The sequence below is a fragment of the Hyalangium sp. genome (assembly GCF_035629615.1).
Taxonomy (GTDB): domain Bacteria; phylum Myxococcota; class Myxococcia; order Myxococcales; family Myxococcaceae; genus Hyalangium.
The window spans coordinates 1-16,548 of sequence record NZ_DASPHO010000720.1 but is presented as its reverse complement, the minus strand read 5'-3'; the positions used below and the strand labels follow the sequence as shown (position 1 = coordinate 16,548).

The window sequence follows — 16,548 nt, the reverse complement described above, 5'->3', positions numbered from 1 at the left end:
CCGCTGATGGGCCCCTCCGTCTCCCTCCACAGGCTCTGGATCACTCAGTGCACCTACTCTCACCTGCTGCAGCAGCTTGCGGCCGCGCCGCCGGATCCCCCGGTGCTGCTGGTGCGCGCCTTCCTGACGAAGGAGGGGGGCAAGGTGAAGGGGGAGCTGCGGCCCATGTATGAGCTGATGGGATACTCGGACATGGCGGCGGGCAAGGGCGGCGCGTATGCCCTCATCCTGCGGGATGCGAAGGGCGCCGAGCTGGGCCGCTACCCGCTGTCGCCGCGCTGGAACGACATCGAGACGAAGACGCCGCGCTCGATCGTCTCGATGGTGTTCCGGGTGCCCGCGCTGCCGGAACCGGCGGTGGTGGAGCTGGTGGGGCCTGGCGGCGTGCTGGACCGCAAGCAGATGAGCGCGACCCCCCCCGCACTGCAGATCCTCACGCCCGCCCAGGGGGAGCGCGCGAAGCTCGAGAACGGGCGGGTCCGCGTCACGTGGAAGGCGCAGGGCGAGCAGGAGCGCAAGCTGCTGTACTCGATCCTCTACTCCTCGGACGGAGGCACGCACTTCGAGACCCAGGCCTTCGAGCTGGAGGCGGCCACGTTTGATGTGACGATCGACCCCCAGGCGAAGGATCACCGGGTGAAGGTGATCGCCACCGACGGGACGCGCAGCAGCGAGGCTGTCATCCCGCTGCAGCCGTAGCCCAGACCAGAGACTGAGACTGGGCACCGGCACTACCGCAACCTGTCCGGCTGTCATACAGGTTCGTGCCATCCGCCGCCGGGAAGCCATCCCAGGGCCAGGCCGCCACGAACCCACCCGTGACGGACTCGACCCGCAAGCGCGAGCGAATGCCCGGCCCAGCGATCCGAGGCGCTCTCGTGGAGGGGGCTCACCTGACTGTGAGCCGGACTGTCACCGCATACTCACCGCCATCCCCGGTCAGGAATGGCATGACCCGCTCGAGACTCGCGCCTTGGTGAAGCAGAAGCTGATGGCGGGGAATGACCAGCGTCCGTTGGCCCAGACTGTCGTCCCCGTTGAGGCCGCCGTCGTGCTCTTTTCCGGTGATCCGCAGGAGCAGCTGGGCCCCAGGGTCACCCGCGAGACGGGCGGCCGTGGCGTTCGTGACAGTCCAGCCCTCCCCGGTGGCGACCCCCACCCGCTTCGGGGCCGCTGACTCAGCGGAAGCTCCGGCGGGCGTCGAGACGGTGAGCCGGAAGGAGACCGTGTCATCGCCCAGCTCGTCGCTCTCCTCGATGCAGCGCACAGCGGTGATGGTGGCATCGATACCAGCGATGGTGCCCTCGAGCTCGAGGTCGGCGTGGAGCTCTCGCGAGAACCGGGCCAGCACCCCGAAGTGGTCGGAGATCTGACGCCCCTCTCGGCTCCACTTCAGGATCTCCATGGAGCCGAGCTGGGGCACGTGCCGGAGCCCCGGGTGGAGAAGGATGTAGTCGAGGCGGTGGTCCTCCCCCGCCCTGGGGCGACCCTCTTCGTTGGGATCCGCGTAGAAGTTGTTGTCGCGCACGTTCGTAGCCCCCTCCGAAGGAACGGGGCGCTGCGCAAGCCAGAGATCGATGGGCTGGCCCAGCAGCCCGAGGGCCTTTGCGTACAGCTCGGGATCCTCTCCTGGGAAGTTCAGGTCACCCATCAGCAACGAGGGAGTCTCCGGGTCCGCGTGGGCCCGGATCATGAGCCCGAGGTGAAGCAGCTGGCTCATGAGCTCCTTCTGGCCGTCCCCTCCCCGGTAGATGGCCTGCGCATGGGTGTAGAAGATGTCCAGGGATGAGGGAAATCCCGCGGGCGCGATGCGGGCGAAGAGGACGCCCTTATTGGAGAGGTTGTCCGGGGATGCGGTCTGCCGGTAGATGCTGCTGCGCACCTCCTTCATCGGATGCTTGCTCAGCAGCAGCAGCCCGCCGTCCGACTCCAGGTCGGCTTCGTCGGGCCCCTCCACGAAGAAGGGCAGGAGCGACTTGAGGCGCCCGCGGATCTGGGCCCGCTCGGAGTCGACGTACACCTCGCAGAGGCCGACCACGTCCGGTTGCAGCGCCGAGACTCGCTTGCACAGCTCGTCGATGGCTTGAGCTCGAAAGCTGCTCGGCCCCACGTAGAGGTGCCCAGGGGTCATCAAGGCCATGTTGTAGGTCATGACCTTGAGCGGCAGGGCCCGCTCCTTCACCGTGATGCAGCCGCGGCCGAGCTTCAAGGCCTCACGGAGCGAGCGCGCTCCCGAGCGATGGCCGAGCTGATGCAGGATCGTCTGGAGTGACATCATCGACATGAAGCGTATGGGAAGACACGTCCCCATTTGGAGGAGAGCCTGAGTAGGGTCCGTCCGTCCTCACGTGGGAGGGCGTTGTCATGGCCCTCGGGTATGGGTTTACGCTCGCCGTCCCGGCTCCCTGGGCGCGGAGAGGAGACTGCCATGGCAAGTGACATCAAGCTGGACGAGACGATGGTGACCATCGAAGCGTTCTCGCTGAAGGTGCAGGGGGCTGATCTCCTCCTCGATCTGCCAGAGCGACGCGGTGGGGCGGGAGGAGAGCAACGCCGTGCGCTCGTCCACGGCCCAGGGGATGTGCTGACCGTCAACTGGAGCCGCGACTATACGGGTGGTGTGCAGATCAACGGAAAGGTGAGCATGCCCGAGGGGCTGTCCGTTCCGGTCAGGTCGCTGACACCGATCCTCACTGGCACCGAGACGGTCAACCTCGGAGACGAGCTCTTCAGGCTGCGCAGTGAGCTGGCGCAGCTTCGGGAGCAGCTCGAGGATCTCCAGATCCGGGCGACCATCACCGCCGAAGCGAAGCACTACACGCAGGCCGGCTGGCGCGGGTGTGAGCGTTGCTCCAACCTGACCTTTGCGGCGAACCAGTCGCGAGGGGTGTGCCCGACCGATAAGAAGCCGCACGGAGTGGACAAGGGCGCTCGCTTCATCCTCTTCGTCGACCAGTCACGCTACGCCACGCAGGCGGGCTGGGGATGGTGTCACAAGTGCCAGGGGCTGGCATACGGGACGCAGCCGCTCTCGGGCCACTGTCCAGCGGGGGGATCGCACGACCGGGCCCGCTCGCCGAGCTACCTGCTCTGGGCCGCGGAGGCGCCTCAGGGCAGCGCGGACGCCAAGGACTTCCGTGCTCAGGAAGGTTGGCGCCGGTGCAACCGCTGCCAGGGACTGGTCCACGGTGGAACACCGGCGTCTGCCCTGCTCCCGGCGGTGGAGCACATCACACGGGAGGGAGTTGGAACTACCACTTGCAGTGGTAGGCAGGGAGGCCCGCCCCGCAACCTGTATTGCCATCCCCGGGCTGGCCGCGTGAATCGCGGCAAACCCAAGGTCCCTCGCGCCGGAGATGCGGGAGCGAGGGGAAACCAGCGCCTGAGCCCACCAGGGCCAGGCCTATGGGGCGGGCTGTGTGATGGCCGCTTGCTGGAGTGACACCTGGGTCTGCGCCAGCGCCCGGCCATTCATCGTTGCGCCGGTCTGAAGCGTGATCTCCGTCTTGGACAGCACGATTCCCTCGAAGTGGGAGCTTGCTCCAAAGGTCGTCTTGCCGGCGACTTGCCAGAAGATGTTCTTGGCCCGCGCGCCACCGCTCAGGGTGACATTCTTCCCCGCGCTCATCGTGAGATCTCCCGAGGTCTGGAAGATCCAGACATCGTTCTCGCCGCCCGAGATGACGACATCCGACGGTATCGTCACGGTGCTAGTCCATTTGTAGAGTCCCGGGACGAGGGTCAGTCCACCGATGTTTCCGGTGCTGAGCTCCGTGAAGTCAGGCGTGGGGCGTCCGGCGGCATCGCTGTACGCACTCTCCATGTTGCTGATGGCCGTGGTCAGGTTGGCAGGAGCCGGCACCGCATAGTTGGCTGCGTAGGCCTTGCCGATCAGCTGGGACGAGGTGGCGAAGACATTCGTCGCATCGGCGACCAGCGAGAAGCCGGTGAGGTAGCTGGCGGCGGCCGGGCTGATGCCCATGTCTCCCGTCACGGTGGAGGACGGAACGCTGGAGATGGCCGTCTTGGCGAGAACCACATAATCGCCGGCCGTCCCAAGGCTCACGGCCGCAGGTCCCTTCGCCACGTTCGTCCCGGTCGTGAAGCTCCAGGAGAACGCACTGGCCAGAGCGTTGCCTGCCAGGTCCATGACGTCGGTGGTGAGCGCGGCCGTGAAGGTCGTGTTGCCGGCCAGGCTGTTCGTGGGAGTGAAGATCACGGTGGTGCCCGTGCTCCCGTAGGACACGGTGCCTGAGACGGGTGTGGCTCCCTGCTTCACGGTGAACGTGGCCGACTTGAGCGAGAGGGGGTCCATGGCCTTGCTGAAAGTTGCGGTGATCTTCGCGTTGATGGGCACACCGGTGCCGTTGCTGGAAGGGTTTGTCGCGCTGACCCTGGGCGGGGTCTTGTCCGCAGTCGTCCCCGTGGTGAAGCTCCAGGTGTGATCCGTTCCCAGGCCCTTGCCTGCCGAGGCCTTGGCCTGGGTGGTGAGTGTCCCCGTGAAGACCGTGCTCGCCGCCAGGTTGCTCGCGGGAGTGAAGATCACCGTCATACCGTCAGCACCCGCGGCGACGGAGCCTGAGACCGGAGTGCTCCCCTGCTTCACCAGAAAGGTAGCGGTGGTGAGCGAGCCCAGCTCCATCGCTTCGCTGAATACGGCGGAGACCTTCGCATTGAGGGGGACGTCCCCGGCTCCATCCGCGGGGGTTGTCGAGCTCACCGTGGGCGCCTCGCCGTTGTCCGTTTCCGACCCCCCACACGCGGCCAAGGGGGCGACGACGAGGAGAGCGGCGAAGGGAAGAACCAGGGCAATACGCAAAAGGGTGCTGTGCTGAGTAACCATGAAGGTACTCCGGGGAGCTGTCTGGAATTGAGGGGAGAGCCGAAGGGCATCCACACCTGGGAACGGACGGTATGTCTTCGGCGCGCTGCTAACATAAGAGTCGCTGAAGCAATGTCAAACGGCCGTGGTGCTCACCGCAGGGCAGGATCGTCCTCAAGCGGGGCGGGGCCAGAGCCGGGCTACTCGAGCTGTGGGTCGCCGAGCTCGCAGCCCTCGGGCAGGCGCTCGCAGCGCGGCTCTCCAGCGAGGGGCTGGTGACGCTCCTGCCTACACTCCGCCTTGAATCCGCCCGAGTACACCCGCCCGGTCTCGAGCGTGGGCGCGCCGAGCTCCTCGGGCCAGGTGGCTCTCCAGAGGAAGACTTCGATCTCTCGGGGACAGCAGGCGCGCGCCCCCTTGGCGCGGAAGAGCACGACGACGCGCCGCTCGTCTTCGCTGAAGTGCGCGACGGGGACGGCGCCGTCGCGCGGGGCCTCCTGCCACCTGAAGGGGCTCCAGCCCTCGAGCGTCCGCCGGTGCAAGCGGAACCGTCGCGCGCCGCAGCGCTCGACGGCGTAGGGCGTGGCGACGAAGACGCGCGAGCCTTTGCAGCCAAGCTCGAACGGCGCGCGCTCTTCCGCGAGCGGAACGACGGTGTGTCCCGCCACCAGCCAGCTTGGAACGAGCGCTCCCGTACGCGCGCGCCGGGGGAGCGCGAAGGCCGCCTGCGTCCCCCCGCACGTGCTCCTGGCGCACACGGGTTGGTCGAGCAACTGCGTTTGGTACCCCGTCTCGGTCACCGACACGACCTTGCCCGAGCTCACGAGCGGGAAGGCGCGCGCCCGCAGCGTTCCCGGCGGGGGCTCCGGCAGTGAAGGATCACGCACGCGGCGTGTGATGCCCGCGTGGCACTCACGTGGCAGGAGCGCCAGGTTTCCATCGATCGGGTACAGTGGGCCATCCCACGAGAGAGCGCGGCGCTCGGCGGCGATGAGCCCTTTCTTCGCCATGTGGGCGGCCTCCTCATCGCCCAACTCTTCGAGCACGTCGATCAGGCGCGCGATGACCTTTGTGTCGGTGGGCGCGTAGGCGGTTGCGCGCTCGAGCCAGCGGCGGCGTACGCTTGGGGTCTTCGCTGCGTCCGCGAGAGAGAGGAGTGACGAGAGGGAGGGGCGCTTCCGAGTGAGCAGGGATGCCTGCCCCCACCCCTCGACTCCCGCAGGAGAGCTCAAGCGGACCATGCCTTCACGCGCATCGCCCACGCGCAACTCGGCGCCGATACGCAACACGCCTAGGATCTCGGCCTGCTGCGATGGTTCGGCACGCACTCGCACCTGCGCTGCCTCGACGTAGCGCACGCCATCCGCGGCGGCGGGCGCCGAGGCGAAGAGCGCGACGAGAAGCACGGCACGGACGAGCACCCCAACGATTCTAACCAGCAGCTCTCCAGAGGCCCAACCCCTCTGCCGTCCCCTCCTGGGAGAGCAGCCTGGGCAGGCGTGTGCCCCAAAGGGGGCTGCACGGCCTTTCCCAACCGGCCTCCCAGTCGCCCTATGCGCGGAGGCGCGCCCCCCGCCTCCGCCATGAGGGCAATCCTCTCTCATGTGACGCTCGCTTGCCTGAAGGGATCACGGGCGTATGACCGCCGCCGCGGTGCTGGTGTCTGGGCTTCCGCACCGGCAGTGACAACCTCAGTCAAAGCTGATGAGCACGAGGGAACCATGTCTGGCAAGCGGAACGGTGGCAGTCAGCCGGAGCCCGACGACACGGAGTACACGGGGCGCTACGTCATCCTCCTGCCGGAAGAGGCGGCGGAGCAGGGAACGCGCTCGCTCGGCAAGGTTATGGGCATCAGGGCGGACGTCGTGAGGGGAGACCAGCCCGACGAGCTGGCGGATCTCAGCACTCACAACGTCTTCTTCTCGGACATTGGGACCGCCGTCGTGCAGATGGACGCCGATCAGCTCGATTACCTGGGCATGGTGGAGGAAAAGGGGGGGACGCCCTTCCTGGCGGTCGAGCCGGAGCGGATCGTCCGTACGCTCGCCATCGCCGGGCCTGGCGCTGACGGCTTCGGCTCGCTCCTGGGCGCTCCATTCCGCTCGGAGGCGTCCCTGTTGCTCGGCGAGCCTGTCCAGGAGCAGCCGCCTGGCAAGTCCCCCCTGGATGGCGGGCTGCCAGCGGGATTGCCTCTCGAAGCGACGGCACTCCAGGAGTCCACCGCTGCCTATCTTCGGGGCTACCGGGACTCCATCGTCCATCTTGTGGATCGGCTGCTGGGAGAGGGGGGGGGCGCGGAGAAGGCGCAGCTGGCTCCGGCGGTGCAGTCCTGGAGCGATGGGGAGGCGACGTGGGGCCTTCATGCGACGGGAGTCACCGACTCGCAGTACACAGGACGGGGCGTCAAGGTGGCCGTGCTGGACACGGGCTTCGGCCCCCATCGCGATTTCAGCGACCGGGACATGCTCACGGCCTGCTTCATCCAGGGCCAGCGGGTCGCGGACGGACAGGGCCACGGCACGCACTGCGTTGGCACTGCCTGCGGGCTCCGAGCGCCGGCGAAGGTTCCCCGCTATGGCATTGCGTACGAGGCCGACATCCTCGTCGGGAAGGTGCTGGGCGATGACGGCAGTGGCACCGACAGTGGCATCCTCGCGGGCATCAACTGGGCCGTCGCGCAGGGGGCCCAGATCATCTCCATGTCCCTGGGGGCCTTGACCCGGCCCGGACAGACCTTCAGTCAGGTCTACGAAGGGGTGGCCCGGCGCGCGCTGATGCGAGGCACGTTGCTCATCGCCGCGGCGGGCAACGAGAGCAAGCGTCCCACGCTCATCACCCCCGTCGCGCACCCGGCGAACTGCCCGTCCATCGTGGCCGTCGCGGCGCTCGACCCGACGTTGAACCTGGCCTGGTTCTCGAATGGGGGCCTCAACCCGAACGGGGGCGAGGTCAACATCGCCGCGCCCGGCGTCGACGTGTTCTCGTCGGTACCCCGGCCGCCCTTCTACCGGCGGCTCGCGGGGACAAGCATGGCCACGCCGCACGTCGCGGGCATCGCCGCGCTCTTCGCCCAGGCGACGAACAAGAAGGGCCAGGCGCTGTGGCAGGCGATTGCTCGCTCGGCGCGGCGCCTGCCGCTCAGCGCCCGCGACGTCGGTCTGGGACTCGTCCGGGCGCCGTGAGTGGAGCCGCCCTTGCAGAAAAGGAGCACGAGCATGCCAACGAAAACTGCGGTCTCCGTTCTCATTGAGGCGTCACCGCCGGATGGCTTCGAGGATGTGGTCGCCCGGCTCCGGGCGGCTGGCCTCGAGGTCGAGCAGGTGCTGGAGGAGTCCGGCGTGGTGCTGGGGAGCGCCGCGCCAGACCGGCTCCCCGCCCTCAAGGCCGTCAGGGGAGCGACCCTGGAAGTCCAGCGCTCGTTCCAGCTCGAGCCCCCGGACTCCAGCGTGCAGTGAGGCGGGGGGAGCCCTTCCCCCCTTCCTCGCTGGGGCTCTGGACCGGAGGGGAATATGGCGGTCCCAGGAGGCGTAAGATGCAGCGCTCATGACGCCCCCCTGCAGCCCAGGACGCGGCACATGAGGGCCTCGCTCGCGCGCGCCCTCGCCAATGCGCTCGTCAACCCCTTGCCAGCATCACGGCACCTCTCCCTGGTCATCGGTCTGCTCCACCGAGGGCGGTCCCATGTCCTGGCCCACGGCCAGCCCGCCACCCCCCAGGCAACTCCTCCAGGAGAGTGGGTCTACGAGATCGGCTCCATCACCAAGCTCTTCACCTCGGCGCTCCTGGCCCACGGAGTCGTCCAGGGAAGGGAGCGGCTGGAGGCCCCTGTCCCCATGCTGTCCGCGATGAGCCTGAAGCAGCCCATCTCGCTGCTTCAGCTGGCCACGCACACCTCGGGGCTCCCCCGGCTGCCGTCGAACCTGCGCATCACGCGCAGGTCGGCCGCCAACCCGTACGCCCGCTATCGCAGCTCCGACCTGAACGAATTCGTCGAGCGCTTCAAGCTGCGGCGATGGCGCCCGGGCCAGTACGCCTACAGCAATCTCGGAATGGGCGTGTTGGGCAACCACCTCGCGGACAGGCTGAGGGTGAGCTACGAGGACGCGGTGGTGACGCAGCTCTGCCTCCCGCTGGGAATGAGGGACACTCGCGTGACGCTCACGCCTGGCCAGAAGCGCCGCTGGGTCCAGGGGCATTGCGCGCGAGGCAGGCCGGTTCCCGCCTGGGACATCCCCACGCTCGCCGGCGCGGGGGCGTTCCGCTCCACGGTGAACGATCTGCTCAAGTTCCTCGCCGCCAACCTCGCCCGGACACGCGACCCGCTGTCACGAGCGCTCCGGCTGTGCCAGGACCCCCAGCACCGTCTGGACAGGAACCAGTCCGTGGGCCTGGGCTGGAACATCTCGAAGCGAACAGGCCGTCAGCTCCTCTGGCACAACGGCGCGACGGGAGGCTTCAACAGCTTCATCGGCCTGCTCGCGGAGGAGCGGCTCGGCGTGGTGGTGCTGGCCAACCAGGGCCTCTCCTCCCGGCAGGACCAAGGCAGGGCTCCCGATCTGGCCACGGACCTCGGCGTGCGGCTGGCGCGGGAGTTCCTATCCCACGGTCGCTGACACATACACGATCGCCGGGTAGGTCGCGGTGAAGGCCCAGAAGAACGAGTTCAGCCCCATGATGGCTGCGCACTGCAGGTGGAAGAGCGCGCCCCAACCCAGGAAGGCCCAGCCCCAGGGCTCTGGAAGAACCAGGCAGAGGGGAAACAGGCTCTCCACCACGATGACCTGCCACGCCAGGAACTTCTGGAGCCCAGGGCGCTCCCGGAGGAACTTCGCGGCCCACTCGTGGCCGTACGTGGTCGTGTTGAAGATTCCAAAGATGGCCCTGCCACTGCGCCACTCCGGAGAGATGAGCTTGGCGATGCCCGCGCTGGCATAGGACAGGCAGGCCTGGAGGGCGATGAACCACAGCCCGATCAGCTGGATGAACGCCGTGGAGTGCGGACCGACGCACAGCCAGACGGTGATCAAGACGATGGCGGTCATCTGGTCCGAGCCATCGTCTCCCAGCAGGCGCCGCACGTTGAAGGCCAGGATGTTCAGGACGAGCAGCGTCATCGCGGCCGAGAAGAGCGCGCTTCCGAGGGGCGCCAAGAGCGCCAGGCCCAGGGCCATGAGCCGAAGGATGAGGAGGGCCCTCACGGCCTGCTCGCTGAAGAGCCTGTCCATGAGCGAATCGAGCCGGGAGCTCCGCGGCGCGCGGAAGCGCAGCCTCGTGATGGTGCCGGAGTGCACCCCGGCGGGGGAGAAGGTCGGGACGATGGCCCAGAACTCGAGCGTGCTGATGGTCAACCCCACCGCGGAGACGAGCAGCACGAGCTCATAGACTTGAAGCATGGAGTGCATTCCCCACCCCCTCTCTCGGCAATGCGTGGAAGCCAGACACCAGGAGGACCTCCATCTCGGAGGACGGCGTGAAGCCGAACGTCTCCACGATGGCGAACTGGCGGTGCGTCGCGCCCTGTTCACGCTCCAGGTGGCTGACCACGTTCAGGGCCAGCAGATAGGGCGTGCTCAGCATGAGGGCGCTCTTTTGAGCTCCTGACGTCGTCACCAGCTCCGCCAGCACCTGCACGGCGTCCACCAGGACCTTCTTGCCCCGCTTCTCGGGGTTCCACAGGAGCGAGTACCACTTGCGAGGCTCGTTGAGCTCGACCTCGCGCCATTGCGACAAGCGGCCATCCGCGAGCTTGTCCCGGCACACGAGGTGATAGTCGCTCTGCCCCGGGTTGGGCGCGAAGAAGGTCCACAGCGGCAACAGGCCAAACACGTCCCGATGGCGCACCCGCTCAAACCACTTGAAGGAGAACTGGCTCAGGATCGAGACCACGAACCAGGCCGCAAGCACCACCGCAATGATTGCGTTCATGACGCTCTCCGCTCCGTACTGGGCGACCACGAGAGGGGGCGCGAGAGCCCAGGTAGCTCACCGCCCCCTCCGTCAGGTCATGACGTTGCCACTCACTCCTCCTCTACCTGCTGGCGTATCTCCAGCAGCTCCTCGAGCGAGAGCCCCTCCGCGAGTTCCTCCTCCACCTGAGGAGCCTCCTCCGAGAGACTCCTTCCTCCCAGACGCTTGTTGGCCTGGTAGGCACCGACTCCCCCGGCGGCGCCCACGCCGACGTCCCGGGCGGCCTTTCCCAGCCCCTTGGTGGCTTTCTTCGCCCCGCGTCCCACCGCCTTGGCGGCTTTCTTCGCCCTGGGCGTGGCTCTCGCCGTGACTCTCGCGGCGGCCGGCGTCGCGCGTGCGAGCACACCCCCTACCGCGACGACCGCCGGAAAGACCTGGGCCTCGACCGACTCGTCCCCGCCTTCTTCTTCTTCAGTTGCTACCGCCGCTGCCTCGTCTTCTTCCCTCTTCAGTTCTATCAGCAGGTCCAGAGCCGCGATTTCGGTCTTCGACAGCTTGATGCCTCCCATGGCTTCCTCCCAGCGCGACTGATCCAGTTCATTGGAAGGTGTGCTGGGGGAAGTGAGCGTTCAAGCGCGTACAACCAGTTGGGCGGGCCCTCTTCCCTGTGGCCGTCCGCCGGGCATCGGAGTGCCCCGGGTGAGTCCCCCCCTCGGGGGGGCTGGTCGCACAGGCCCAAGCCCCCTGCCGTGCCCCTGAGGGGAGGGCGGCCTGCGCAGGCGTGTGCCTTCTGAGGGCGGTGTCACCAGAGCGAGCGAGGGTTTCGCGCGGTGGCAGCGCTGAGCATGGCCACCTCGGGATCGCGCGACAGCGCCTTCAGCAGGCGCGGTGAGGCGGTGACGAGCTTGGCATCCGCCGAGGAGATGGCCTTGGCCAGCTGGTTGAAGTCCTTCTCGAACTGCTCCATGTTGAGCGAGCCCAACTTCAGTCCGCCCGGAAGCCGGACCTCCTCCGGAGTGACCGCTTCGCCCTTGAAGTCCGTGTCCTCGTAGAGGACCACGCCCGGCTCGAACTGGATGGCTGCGATCCGACTCACCCGGCACCAGCTCTTCACGAGTCCCGCCCAACCCGCAGGGCGGGGCAGCCTTGAACCCCGTCTCTGGTTTAGAATGGACCGATGCCGATCTTCAAATGCGTCCAGTGTCAGTCGAGCAGGGTGTGGAAGGACCACCGCTTCTCGTGCAGCACGTGCAAGATCTGGATGGCGCCGCAGCGGAGGATCATCGCCCAGAACTCCCATCAGTCGGGCGACACGTATGGCGTGGGCATGGCGCTGCTCATCGAGCCCAACTGCGAGTTGCTCTTTCTCACGTCGCCCGAGGACAAGGGCTGCCTGGAGAAGCTGGCTTATTACGCGGGGCTCGGCATCGAGAAGGAGCGCCTCGGCGTGCTCGTGTTGTGCACGGAGAACCTCGATGCCGACATGGACGAGCAGGCGCTCGCCACGCTCAGGCGGATCGCCACCGTCTACGGGTTCGCTGTGGGCACGAAGCTCGCGGAGGGAAAGCTCGTTCGCGCCTGGGATCCGAACCAGCTCTACCAGTTGATGGTCAACCCGGGCCTCTTCGATCGGGACAAGAACCTCAGTCGGCTGGCGGATCAGAAGATCCTCCAGCAGAGCCACCGCGCGGCTCACCTGCCCTATCTCGATCCCAAGCGGCGCGCCCATGTCGCCGAGGTGGGCGCCAGCACGCGCATCGTCGCCGAGCAGATCAATCTCGACCTCAAGAAGGTCTTTCGCAAGGCGTGGATCGCGGTGGCCACGAGCGCGGATCGAATCGACACTGACAATCTGGCGCAGCGCGTCGCCACCGAGCTGGTGGAGAAGCTCGGCAAACAGCGGCCGAAAGGCGTGATGCTGCTGTGGGTCCGGAGCCTGAGCGGGACGGAGTTGGAGGAGCTGAAGAAGGGGCTCGGCAAGGGCGAGCGCATGTTGCTCAAGAAGCGCCGCGAGGCGGGGCTCCAGATCGACGACCTCTTCTGGTCCCTGTCGAAGAAGCGCAACCCGCAGCACCTCATGACCCCGCAGCTCTTCGAGACCCTCCAGTACCTCGCGGGCATGATGAACTATGCCGTCGTACCCATCGGGGACGAGGTGCTCTTCGACGAATACCTCGCCGCCTCCGACGAAGCCAAGGGCGAGGTCTTCATCGGCCAGAGCGAGCACAACCTGATCAATTTCTGGACCCGCCATGGCATGGGTTGGTTCGGCGGCCCTGAACGGCGCGTCCGGCAGCTCTTCCTGCTCTGGCACCTGTTCCGCCTGCTCGCGCGCAAGGGCATTCCGCTCGTCCAGGTGGGCCTTCGCTCGGGGGAAATGGAGAAGGCGGCCTACCTCGGCGTGCCCACGATCTACCTCGAGGAGGCGGTGTCGGAGACCGGCGGGCGCATGCTTCCGGTCACCGTCGGCGGCAAGCACCCCAAAGACGCGGAGCCCGTGCTGCAAGCCAAGAAGTGGTGGCAGGACGCGAACGGCTTGACCGGGGTGGTCTCCGGGAAGCTGCATCAGGACCTCGCTCTCGCGCGCACGAAGGTGCAGCAGCAAGGCGACGGGAAGAAGTTCTGGGAGGGCAAAGTCCTCCAGATTCAGACGAGCATCCAGAAGGGCAAGGGCGACCTCAAGAAGCTGCGCAACGAGCGCACGGAGCTCACGGCCAAGCAGCTCGATGCCTTCCTGTTCTCTGTGACCGACCACTCTGCGCTGAAGCCGAAGTCCAAGGGGGGCCTGCCGTTCTTCTTTCGACTGAACACGCAGAACGTGGTCGGGCTCTACGGCGCGCCCAAGCGCGCGGACGTGCTCAAAGTGCGGGCATGGCTGCGCGGGAAATTCGAGGAGGATCAACCCGCGAGCGAGTGCCCTGCCGCCCTGCTCCGAGGGACGCTCACCGCGTTCGAGATCGACCTCGCCTACAACACACTGCTCAACATCCAGTCAGGCTTCAGCGATTACCTCAAGGCCTTCTTCCCGAGGGCATTCCTGGTCTGACCGACCGCACCCGGCAAACACCTGCACCGAGGCCTGCTTTACCGCTCGTGAACCCTCACGGTACACTGCGTCTCCCTACGCGCCCGCACTTCCTGTGAGATGAACCTTGTCCCTCTCCCTGCCTGAGCTGCTCCGTCGCATGCTCCTCATCCGGACCATCGAGGAGCGGCTGCGAGCGCTGGTTCGCGAGTCGAAGGCACCTGTCACGTCCCCGACCACAGGCCAGGAGGCCGCGGCCCTCGGGGTGATCGATGCCCTGAGCCAGGACGATCTCCTGCTCACCAACCACCGCAGCATGAGCCACCTGCTCTCACGCGGCGCGGATCCGAGGCGGTTGCTCGCCGAGATCTACGGCAAGCGGACCGGCTACTGCCAAGGTAAGAGCGGCTTCCGCCACATCTCCATCCGCGAGCTCGGGGTCATGCTCACCTCGACCGTCGTGGGCGCCGAGCTGTCAATGGCTCCGGGAGTGGCGCTGGCCTTGGCCATGCAGGACTCCTCCGCGATCGTGGCCTGCTTCTTCGGCGATGGGGCCTCGTGCGAGGGCGTGTTTCACGAGTCCCTCAACCTCGCGTCCCTCTGGGATCTGCCCATCCTCTTTGTCTGCGAGAACAATCAGTGGCAGTGGAACGTCAGCCGCAAGGAGGCCCAGGCGGCCGCGAGAATCTCCGAGTTCGCGGCGCCCCATGGCATCAAGAGCCAGACCGTGGATGGCATGGACCTCGAGGCCGTCCGCGAGGCCGCCCAGGCGGCCGTGGCGTACGTGCGCAAGGAGCGCCGCCCCTTCCTGCTGGAGTCAGTCACCTACCGGCTGCGCGGGCACAACTCGATTGATCCCCAGAGCTATGTGGGCCCGGAGGAGCTGGCCGCGCAGTGGGCGCGTGATCCCCTCCACCTGCTCTCTCAGCGGCTGGCGCAGGCCGGCGTGGTGTCCGACGAGGCGCGTGCGCAGCTGCAACGCGAGGTGGACGCGGAGGTGGACCGGGCCTTCGCGTTCGCTCAGGAGTCGCCCTTCCCGGGCCCCGAGGAGCTGCTCGCGGATGTGTACGCCTAGGAGAGGGGCTCGACCATGAGCATGCTGACGATGGATCAGGCTGTCGAAGAGGCCCTCTTCGAGGAGATGGAGCGCGACTCCCGCGTGTTGACCATGGGCGAGGGCGTGGTCCAAGCCTGGGCCCGGCTCCGCGACAACTTTGGGCCGAAGCGGGTGCGCAACACCCCGCTGTCCGAGGGCATCATCGCCGGCACGGCGGTGGGTGCCTCGGCCATGGGGCTGAGGCCTGTCATCGACATGTTGTGCGCGCCCTTCCTCCTCTACGCCATGGAGGAGATCGTCAACAGCGCGGGCAAGCTTCGGTATCTCTCCGGCGGGCAGTTCTCGTTCCCCCTCGTCGTCATCGCGGGCACGGGGGTTGCCTTCTCGCTCGGAGCCCAGCACAGCCACAACCTCGAAGCCTGGTTCGCGCACGCGCCGGGCCTCAAGGTGGTGATCCCTTCCTCCTCGGCCGAGGCGAAGGGGCTGTTGAAGGCCGCCATTCGCGACGAGAACCCTGTCCTCTTCTTCCGGGACTTCCTGCTGGGGCGCACGCCCGGCGAAGTCCCCGAGGGAGAGCACCTCATCCCGCTGGGGAAGGCCGCCGTGGCCCGTGAGGGGCAGAGCGCCACGATCGTCACCTATGGACGAATGGTCCTCACATCGCTGGAGGCGGCAGCCACCCTCGCCGAGCAAGGCCTCTCCGTGGAGGTGATCGACCTGCGGACGATCAAGCCGCTCGACGAGGAGACGGTGCTGGCGAGTGTGCGCAAGACGGGCCGACTCGTGGTGGTCCATGAGGCGAGCCGCAGCTGCGGCGTGGGGGCCGAGATCTCGGCGACCGTCGCCGAGAAGGCCTTCGGGGCGCTCAAGGCCCCCATCCTCCGGCTCACCGGCCCCGACACGCCCGTGCCGGCGAGCCCCGCGCTCGAGCCCTTCTTCGCGCCTGCAGCCCCGCAGATCGTCCAGGCCGTCCGGCAGCTGGTGGGCTGAACCTCACCCTCCCTCGGAGGTCCTCGTGCGGTAGTCGCCACCGAGCTGCTCGGCCGCGAGCCTCATCACGGAGCGGACGTCCACCTTGCCGTTGCCCAGCCGCGGCATGGCGTCCACGCGGATGCAGTTCTCGATGCGAGGAACGTACCCCGGAGGAACGTCCATCCCTCGCATCACCTGCAGGACGCGGGGCATGTCGGATGGGTCATGCGTGTGGACGACCGCGAGCTGCTCGAGGTGGTTCTCGTACAGCACCGAAGTGACGCAGAACGCCGATTGGGCCGAGCCGCTCGCCTGCTGCAGCAGCTCCTCGGCCTTGACATGGGAAACCATCATCCCCTCGATGCCCGAGTGGCGAGCCAGGCGATCGGTGACTCGGAAGAACCCAAGCGCGTCGACCCACCCCAGGTCTCCAGTGATGTACCAGCCGTCGTGGAACGCGTCGCTCGTCTTCTCGGGCTGATGGAGATAGCCCGCCATCCGGGCGCCCCGAAGCAAGATGAGGCCCTCCTTGCCCGCCGGGACGCGCTCGAACGTCTTCGGATCGACGATCCGGGCGGCGACCCCCCCGAGAAGGCGACCCGCATACCCCGGACGCCACCCGAATTGCCGACGTCCAGCGGCGTGAAGGTCCTCGCGGCAGGCCGTGACACAGCCGCTCATCTCGCTCAACCCGTAGATCTCCACGGGGCGAGTTCCGCAATGCGCCATGAACCCCGCCGCGAGCGTCGCCGGCAGCTTCTGCCC

At 67.3% G+C, this 16,548-nt stretch carries 16 protein-coding genes; 8 read left to right on the top strand and 8 right to left on the bottom strand.

What is annotated here, in order from left to right; translation table 11 throughout:
• The coding region (locus tag VD972_RS36015; RefSeq protein ID WP_324993346.1) for a hypothetical protein at window positions 1–699 on the top strand (699 nt) is incomplete at its 5' end.
• A 190-nt stretch (window positions 700–889) separates the two neighbouring features.
• Here the strand turns inward: VD972_RS36015 and VD972_RS36010 are convergent.
• Window positions 890–2,284 carry an endonuclease/exonuclease/phosphatase family protein gene (locus VD972_RS36010; protein WP_324993345.1) on the bottom strand — a complete coding sequence of 465 codons (1,395 nt, stop codon included), beginning with the start codon at window positions 2,282–2,284 and terminating at the stop codon, window positions 890–892.
• Between the two features lie 144 nt (window positions 2,285–2,428).
• On the opposite strand from VD972_RS36010, the gene VD972_RS36005 reads away from it, so the two are divergent.
• Complete coding sequence (locus tag VD972_RS36005) at window positions 2,429–3,442, top strand: hypothetical protein (RefSeq protein ID WP_324993344.1); 1,014 nt, start codon at window positions 2,429–2,431, stop codon at window positions 3,440–3,442.
• Here VD972_RS36005 and VD972_RS36000 read toward each other — a convergent pair.
• Entirely contained in the window at window positions 3,404–4,720 is a 1,317-nt protein-coding gene (locus tag VD972_RS36000) for an ice-binding family protein (RefSeq protein ID WP_324993343.1), read from the bottom strand. The two genes, VD972_RS36005 and VD972_RS36000, sit on opposite strands and share 39 nt — an antisense overlap.
• Window positions 4,721–5,022: 302 nt before the next feature.
• Window positions 5,023–6,243, bottom strand: coding sequence for a hypothetical protein (locus VD972_RS35995; protein WP_324993342.1), 1,221 nt, complete (start codon window positions 6,241–6,243; stop codon window positions 5,023–5,025).
• Window positions 6,244–6,543: 300 nt separating this feature from the next.
• Between VD972_RS35995 and VD972_RS35990 the strand changes: the two genes are divergently transcribed.
• The 3 genes from VD972_RS35990 to VD972_RS35980 all read left to right on the top strand — a co-directional run bounded on the left by VD972_RS35990 (window position 6,544) and on the right by VD972_RS35980 (window position 9,435).
• Window positions 6,544–8,004 (top strand): S8 family serine peptidase, encoded by a 1,461-nt coding sequence (locus VD972_RS35990; RefSeq protein WP_324993341.1) that lies wholly within the window; start codon window positions 6,544–6,546, stop codon window positions 8,002–8,004.
• 33 nt (window positions 8,005–8,037) lie between these two features.
• Window positions 8,038–8,277 carry a hypothetical protein gene (locus VD972_RS35985; RefSeq protein ID WP_324993340.1) on the top strand — a complete coding sequence of 80 codons (240 nt, stop codon included), beginning with the start codon at window positions 8,038–8,040 and terminating at the stop codon, window positions 8,275–8,277.
• A 120-nt stretch (window positions 8,278–8,397) separates the two neighbouring features.
• Window positions 8,398–9,435 (top strand): serine hydrolase domain-containing protein, encoded by a 1,038-nt coding sequence (locus VD972_RS35980; protein ID WP_324993339.1) that lies wholly within the window; start codon window positions 8,398–8,400, stop codon window positions 9,433–9,435.
• Here VD972_RS35980 and VD972_RS35975 read toward each other — a convergent pair.
• The 4 genes from VD972_RS35975 to VD972_RS35960 all read right to left on the bottom strand — a co-directional run bounded on the left by VD972_RS35975 (window position 9,418) and on the right by VD972_RS35960 (window position 11,825).
• Window positions 9,418–10,215: a hypothetical protein gene (locus VD972_RS35975; protein WP_324993338.1), complete on the bottom strand. Its 798-nt coding sequence runs from the start codon at window positions 10,213–10,215 to the stop codon at window positions 9,418–9,420. The genes VD972_RS35980 and VD972_RS35975 overlap by 18 nt on opposite strands.
• On the bottom strand, window positions 10,199–10,747 hold the full coding sequence (locus VD972_RS35970; protein ID WP_324993337.1) for a hypothetical protein: 549 nt from the start codon (window positions 10,745–10,747) through the stop codon (window positions 10,199–10,201). Before VD972_RS35970 ends, VD972_RS35975 begins: the two co-directional genes overlap by 17 nt.
• 92 nt (window positions 10,748–10,839) lie before the next feature.
• Complete coding sequence (locus tag VD972_RS35965) at window positions 10,840–11,298, bottom strand: hypothetical protein (protein ID WP_324993336.1); 459 nt, start codon at window positions 11,296–11,298, stop codon at window positions 10,840–10,842.
• A gap of 233 nt (window positions 11,299–11,531) precedes the next feature.
• A complete protein-coding gene (locus VD972_RS35960) occupies window positions 11,532–11,825 on the bottom strand; it encodes a hypothetical protein (RefSeq protein WP_324993335.1) in 294 nt (97 codons plus the stop codon).
• 81 nt (window positions 11,826–11,906) lie between these two features.
• Between VD972_RS35960 and VD972_RS35955 the strand changes: the two genes are divergently transcribed.
• The 3 genes from VD972_RS35955 to VD972_RS35945 all read left to right on the top strand — a co-directional run bounded on the left by VD972_RS35955 (window position 11,907) and on the right by VD972_RS35945 (window position 15,801).
• The gene (locus VD972_RS35955; RefSeq protein ID WP_324993334.1) at window positions 11,907–13,775 is read left to right on the top strand and encodes a hypothetical protein; all 1,869 of its coding nucleotides are present in this window, start codon (window positions 11,907–11,909) and stop codon (window positions 13,773–13,775) included.
• A gap of 106 nt (window positions 13,776–13,881) precedes the next feature.
• The gene (locus VD972_RS35950; RefSeq protein ID WP_324993333.1) at window positions 13,882–14,829 is read left to right on the top strand and encodes a thiamine pyrophosphate-dependent dehydrogenase E1 component subunit alpha; all 948 of its coding nucleotides are present in this window, start codon (window positions 13,882–13,884) and stop codon (window positions 14,827–14,829) included.
• Between the two features lie 15 nt (window positions 14,830–14,844).
• The gene (locus VD972_RS35945) at window positions 14,845–15,801 is read left to right on the top strand and encodes an alpha-ketoacid dehydrogenase subunit beta (RefSeq protein ID WP_324993332.1); all 957 of its coding nucleotides are present in this window, start codon (window positions 14,845–14,847) and stop codon (window positions 15,799–15,801) included.
• A 3-nt stretch (window positions 15,802–15,804) separates the two neighbouring features.
• Here the strand turns inward: VD972_RS35945 and VD972_RS35940 are convergent.
• On the bottom strand, window positions 15,805–16,548 hold a 744-nt coding region (locus tag VD972_RS35940; RefSeq protein WP_324993331.1), incomplete at its 5' end, for an AMP-binding protein.